Source organism: Phenylobacterium sp., from assembly GCF_046590535.1.
Classification (GTDB): Bacteria; Pseudomonadota; Alphaproteobacteria; order Caulobacterales; family Caulobacteraceae; genus Phenylobacterium.
On the sequence record NZ_JBKJTG010000062.1, the window covers coordinates 1 to 4,748 of the forward strand.

The 4,748-nt window shown below is 68.1% G+C and carries 6 protein-coding genes; 5 read left to right on the forward strand and 1 reads right to left on the reverse strand.

From position 1 onward, the window contains the following. Nucleotides 1-16: 16 nt before the first annotated feature. Together ACLL81_RS03685 and ACLL81_RS03690 are read left to right on the forward strand one after the other, a co-directional pair. Nucleotides 17-673, forward strand: a complete 657-nt coding sequence (locus ACLL81_RS03685) for a HesA/MoeB/ThiF family protein (RefSeq protein ID WP_411286993.1) — start codon at nucleotides 17-19, stop codon at nucleotides 671-673. A gap of 142 nt (nucleotides 674-815) precedes the next feature. Then, entirely contained in the window at nucleotides 816-1,070 is a 255-nt protein-coding gene (locus tag ACLL81_RS03690; RefSeq protein WP_411286994.1) for a hypothetical protein, read from the forward strand. On the opposite strand, the gene ACLL81_RS03695 is transcribed toward ACLL81_RS03690, so the two are convergent. Then, nucleotides 1,067-2,053 carry a 2-hydroxyacid dehydrogenase gene (locus ACLL81_RS03695; RefSeq protein WP_411286995.1) on the reverse strand — a complete coding sequence of 329 codons (987 nt, stop codon included), beginning with the start codon at nucleotides 2,051-2,053 and terminating at the stop codon, nucleotides 1,067-1,069. The two genes, ACLL81_RS03690 and ACLL81_RS03695, sit on opposite strands and share 4 nt — an antisense overlap. Before the next feature lie 120 nt (nucleotides 2,054-2,173). On the opposite strand from ACLL81_RS03695, the gene ACLL81_RS03700 reads away from it, so the two are divergent. From ACLL81_RS03700 to fabB, 3 genes are read left to right on the forward strand one after another with little or no spacing between them, the layout of a single operon-like run. Continuing rightward, nucleotides 2,174-2,671 carry an SH3 domain-containing protein gene (locus tag ACLL81_RS03700; RefSeq protein WP_411286996.1) on the forward strand — a complete coding sequence of 166 codons (498 nt, stop codon included), beginning with the start codon at nucleotides 2,174-2,176 and terminating at the stop codon, nucleotides 2,669-2,671. A 55-nt stretch (nucleotides 2,672-2,726) separates the two neighbouring features. After that, on the forward strand, nucleotides 2,727-3,242 hold the full coding sequence (gene fabA / locus ACLL81_RS03705; RefSeq protein WP_411286997.1) for a 3-hydroxyacyl-[acyl-carrier-protein] dehydratase FabA: 516 nt from the start codon (nucleotides 2,727-2,729) through the stop codon (nucleotides 3,240-3,242). A 24-nt stretch (nucleotides 3,243-3,266) separates the two neighbouring features. After that, on the forward strand, nucleotides 3,267-4,475 hold the full coding sequence (fabB, locus tag ACLL81_RS03710; RefSeq protein WP_411286998.1) for a beta-ketoacyl-ACP synthase I: 1,209 nt from the start codon (nucleotides 3,267-3,269) through the stop codon (nucleotides 4,473-4,475). Nucleotides 4,476-4,748 lie beyond the last annotated feature (273 nt).

The window sequence follows — 4,748 nt, forward strand, 5'->3', positions numbered from 1 at the left end:
ACGATGGCTGCGTTGATTGAATTGGAAGTCGAGCATCGATTGGTCTCCAGTTTACCCCGCCGCGCTCTACCTGGCCGCCGCCGGGGTGGGCACCCTGATCCTGGTGGACCCGGACGAGGTCGACCGCTCCAACCTGCAGCGCCAGATCATCTACGCCGACGACGACGTGGGCCGGCCCAAGGCGGAGGCCGCCTCCGACCGGCTGGCGGGGCTGAATCCGCACATCTTCGTGGCCGGCTACGACGGCGCCTTCGAAGCCGGCAACGCCGACGAGCTGGTGGAGGGCGTCGACATGGTGCTGGACGGCACCGACGACTTCGCGGTCCGCTACCTGGTGAACGACGCCTGCGTGCGCCACGCCAAGCCGCTGATCTCCGGGGCCATCGGCCGCTGGACCGGACAGGTCGGCGTGTTCGCGGGCAAGCCCTGCTACCGCTGCCTGGTGCCGGAGATCCCCCCGGACGCGGAGACCTGCGTCGCCGTGGGCGTGGTGGGGGCGCTAGCGGGCGTGGTGGGCTCGATGATGGCCCTGGAGGCGATCAAGCTGGTCACCGGCGCAGGCGAGACGCTCACCGGACGGCTGATGATCTACGACGCCCTGGCCGGCGAGACCCGCACGGTGAGGATCGGCGCCGATCCGGAGTGCCCGGTGTGCGGGACCGCCGCCGGGTGACCGCGGCCCTGGTCCCGGAGCTGGACGAGCCGGGCCATGGAGTTCGACAAGATCACTGATACGGCGACGGGAACCGAGCCTCTACGTCGGGTTGACCGTCTGACATTCTGGGATACCGTCGCGCCCCACGCGGGAGGAAATAATGGAAAGCGGCGGACCACAGGATTTCCTGATCCAGATGATCCCAACGCTCATCCTTGGCGTGATCTATGCCTGGACTGTTTTCGTGATCGCCAGGAAACGCAGGATAAATCCGTGGGGCTGGACCATCGCCAGCTTGGTCCCGATCTTAGGCCTCATTGTCGCCGGGGTGTTCTACCTGATGAGCTTCCTGGCGGTGCTGGACAGGCTCAACGCACTTGAGGGTCGGGCTGGCGCCGATCAAAGCGTCACCTAGAGCATCTGCGGGATCACCCGGTCGGGGGGGCGGTGGCCGTCCATCCAGGTCTTGATGTTGATGATCACCTTTTCGCCCATGTCGACCCGGGCCTCGAAGGTGGCCGAGCCCAGGTGGGGCAGCAGCACCGCGTTGGGCAGCTTCAGGAGCTTGGGATTGATCTGCGGCTCGAACTCGAAGACATCCAGCCCCACCCCGGCGATACCGCCGGCCGCCAGCAGATCGGCCAGGGCGTTCTCGTCGATGATCTCGCCGCGGGCGGTGTTGATGACGAAGGCGTGCGGCTGCAGGAGCTTCAGGCGGCGCGCCGAGAGCAGGTGATAGGTGGCCGGGGTGTGCGGGCTGTGGACGGTGATGATGTCCATCCGCGCCAGCATCTGGTCCAGGCTCTCCCAGTAGGTGGCCTCCAGCTCCTCGGCGATGCGCGGGCTGACCGGTTTTCGGTTGTGGTAGTGAATCTGCAGGCCGAAGGCCCGGGCCCGGCGGGCCACCGCCTGGCCGATGCGGCCCATTCCGATGATCCCCAGCCGCTTGCCGGTAATCCGCCGACCCAGCATCCAGGTGGGCGCCCAGCCCTGGAAGTCGCCCGCCTTGGCCACGTTGGCGCCCTCCACGATCCTCCGGGCCACGGCCATCAGCAGCGCCATGGTCAGGTCGGCGGTGTCCTCGGTGAGCACGCCGGGGGTGTTGGTGACGGTGATGCCCCGCGCATTGGCGGCGGCCACGTCGATATGGTCCACGCCGGCGCCGAAGTTGGCGATCAGCTTCAGGCGCTCGCCGGCGCCTTCCAGCAGCTTGGCGTCGATCCTGTCGGTGATGGTGGGGGCCAGCACGTCGGCGCGGCCGACGGCGTCCACCAGCGCCTTGCGGCTCATCGGGGCGTCGCCGACGTTCAGCTCAGTGTCGAACAGCTCCCGCATCCGGGTCTCGACCGGATCCGGGAGTTTGCGCGTGACGATGACTTTCGGCTTGCGAGCGGGCATGGGCGAACTGAAAAGGGGATACCTTGCGCCGCGGCGGCGCGTTTCGGTTATCCGACCTGTAGCAAAGGCGCCATGAGCGGCCAAGGCGAGGCAGTACGATTGCGGTCGGCCAGGGCGCGGATGCTGAAGAGCATAGCGCTGGCCGGGCTCGTCTGGCTGGCCGGGGCGCAGATCGCCTGGGCCGCCGACCGGCCGACCCCCTCGGGCCTGCCGGTGCCGCGCTACGTGACCCTGAAGTTCGCCAAGGTGAACGCCCGCGCCGGCCCCGGCGACGACCATCGCCTGCTGTGGGTCTACCGGGTGCGCAGCCTGCCGGTCCAGGTGGTGGCCGAAACCAGCGAGTGGCGCCGCATCTGCGATCCGGAGGGCGGCCTGGCCTGGGTGCACAAGCGGGTGACCGACGGCCGGCGCAGCGTGATGAACCTCAAGACCCGTCCGGTGGCCCTCTACAAGCACCCCCGCGGCAAGGCGCAGGTGGGGGCCATTTTGAACCCCAAGGCCATGGCCGCGCTGGTCCGCTGCGAGAAGGGCTGGTGCCGGGTCCGCGTCGATGGCGTCTCCGGCTGGGTGCGGGAAGGCGAGCTTTGGGGTACGGCCGTCGCGCCGCAATGCCGTTGAGCCCCGCCTCCCGCTCATGGTAGGGCGTGGCCCCTCACGAGGACGGGTTGCCTAGATGACGAACGTGAAGGCCAAGGACCACTACAGCTTCGAGGAGCTGATGGCCTGTGCGCGGGGCGAGATGTTCGGGCCGGGCAACGCCCAGCTACCGGCCCCGCCGATGCTGCTGTTCGACCGCATCACCCACATCGACGACCATGGCGGCCAGCACGGCAAGGGCTACATCGAAGCCGAGTTCGACATTAATCCGGACCTCTGGTTCTTCGGCTGCCACTTCATCGGCGACCCGGTGATGCCCGGCAGCCTGGGCCTGGACGCCCTTTGGCAACTGGTCGGCTTCTACCTGGGCTGGATCGGTGGCAAGGGCCGCGGCCGGGCGCTGGGCTGCGGCGAGGTGAAGTTCGCCGGCGAGGTGACGCCGGATATCAAGAAGGTCACCTACAAGATCGAAATGAAGCGGGTCATCAACCGGCGGCTGGTCATGGGAATCGGCGACGGGGTGTTGGAAGCTGACGGAAAACCTATCTACACGGCGGAAGACCTCCGCGTCGGTCTCTATCAGCGGCCGTAGTCGTCGGGGGTTCGGGAAGGCAACATGCGGCGCGTCGTCGTCACCGGAATGGGCGTGGTCTCCTCCATCGGGAACACCGCCAACGAAGTCCTGGCTTCCCTTAGGGAGGCCCGCTCGGGCGTCGTCGCGGCGCCGGAGTACGCCGAGCTCGGCTTCCGCTCCCAGGTCCACGCCCCGCCGCAGATCGACTGGGAGCCCAGGGTGGACCGCCGGGCGGCCCGCTTCCTGGCCCAGGGCACGGCCTTCGCCCATATCGCCATGGAGCAGGCGATCGCGGACTCCGGTCTTGAGGAGTCTGAGGTCTCCCACGAGCGCACCGGCCTGATCGTCGGCTCCGGCGGACCCTCCACCAAGGTGATCGTCGAGGCGGCCGAGACTGCCCGCACCCGGGGACCCAAGCGGGTCGGCCCGTTCGCGGTGCCCAAGGCGATGAGCTCAGGCCCCTCGGCGGTGCTGTCCACCTGGTTCAAGATCAAGGGCCTGAACTTCTCGATCTCGTCGGCCTGCGCCACCTCCACCCACTGCATCGGCTCGGCCTATGAGCAGATCCAGATGGGCAAGCAGGACGTGGTGTTCGCGGGCGGTACTGAGGAGCTGGACTGGACGCTCAGCGTGCTGTTCGACGCCATGGGCGCGATGAGCTCCAACTTCAACGACCGGCCGTCCACCGCCAGCCGCGCCTATGACCGGGACCGCGACGGTTTCGTGATCGCCGGCGGCGCCGGCATCCTGGTGCTGGAAGAGCTGGAACACGCCAAGGCCCGTGGCGCGAAAATCTACGGCGAGATCGTCGGCTACGCCGCCAACTCCGACGGCTTCGACATGGTGGCCCCCTCCGGCGAGGGCGCGGCGCGGTGCATGAGGCTGGCCATGGCGGGGGTCAACGCGCCCATCGACTACCTGAACCCGCATGGCACCTCGACGCCGGTGGGCGACATCAAGGAGATGGAGGCGGTCCGCGCGGTGTTCGGCGACAAGGCGCCCCTGATCTCGTCCACCAAGTCGCTGACCGGCCACAGCCTGGGGGCCGCGGGCGCCCAGGAGGCGATTTACAGCCTCCTGATGCTCAACAACGGCTTCGTGGCCGAGAGCGCCCACATCGAGAACCTCGACCCGGCGTTCGCCGACATGCCCATCGTGCGCCAGCGGGTGGACCGACCGCTACAGACGGTGATGTCCAACTCCTTCGGCTTCGGCGGCACCAACGGCAGCCTGGTGATGGCCAGGCTTTAAGAACCCTGGGTCATCCCGGTTTTCGCGGCGGGCGAAAGACCGGGCGCCGTCCTCGAAGAGGATCGTGTCGAGTTCGCCGGTCGGCTGCGGATCAGCTCGCCGGCGCGGCAAGCAGTTTCGGCGGTCTCGGCCATGGCCGCATGATGTCAGGCCTCGCCAGCTAGGCGTGCCGACAAGGGTGGTCGTGGGCGCCCGCCCTCCACAGTGGGGCGCCGTCGGGATCCCCCCAGGAAGCTTCGCCGTACAGGACGGCTACTACGGGATCTGGCAGTT

Bases quoted from the DNA above. Each gene is read 5' to 3' on its own strand.
- fabA (WP_411286997.1), top strand. From the start codon at position 2,727: ATGACGAACGTGAAGGCCAAGGACCACTACAGCTTCGAGGAGCTGATG.
- ACLL81_RS03700 (WP_411286996.1), top strand. From the start codon at position 2,174: ATGCTGAAGAGCATAGCGCTGGCCGGGCTCGTCTGGCTGGCCGGGGCG.
- fabB (WP_411286998.1), top strand. From the start codon at position 3,267: ATGCGGCGCGTCGTCGTCACCGGAATGGGCGTGGTCTCCTCCATCGGG.
- ACLL81_RS03690 (WP_411286994.1), top strand. From the start codon at position 816: ATGGAAAGCGGCGGACCACAGGATTTCCTGATCCAGATGATCCCAACG.
- ACLL81_RS03695 (WP_411286995.1), bottom strand. From the start codon at position 2,053: ATGCCCGCTCGCAAGCCGAAAGTCATCGTCACGCGCAAACTCCCGGAT.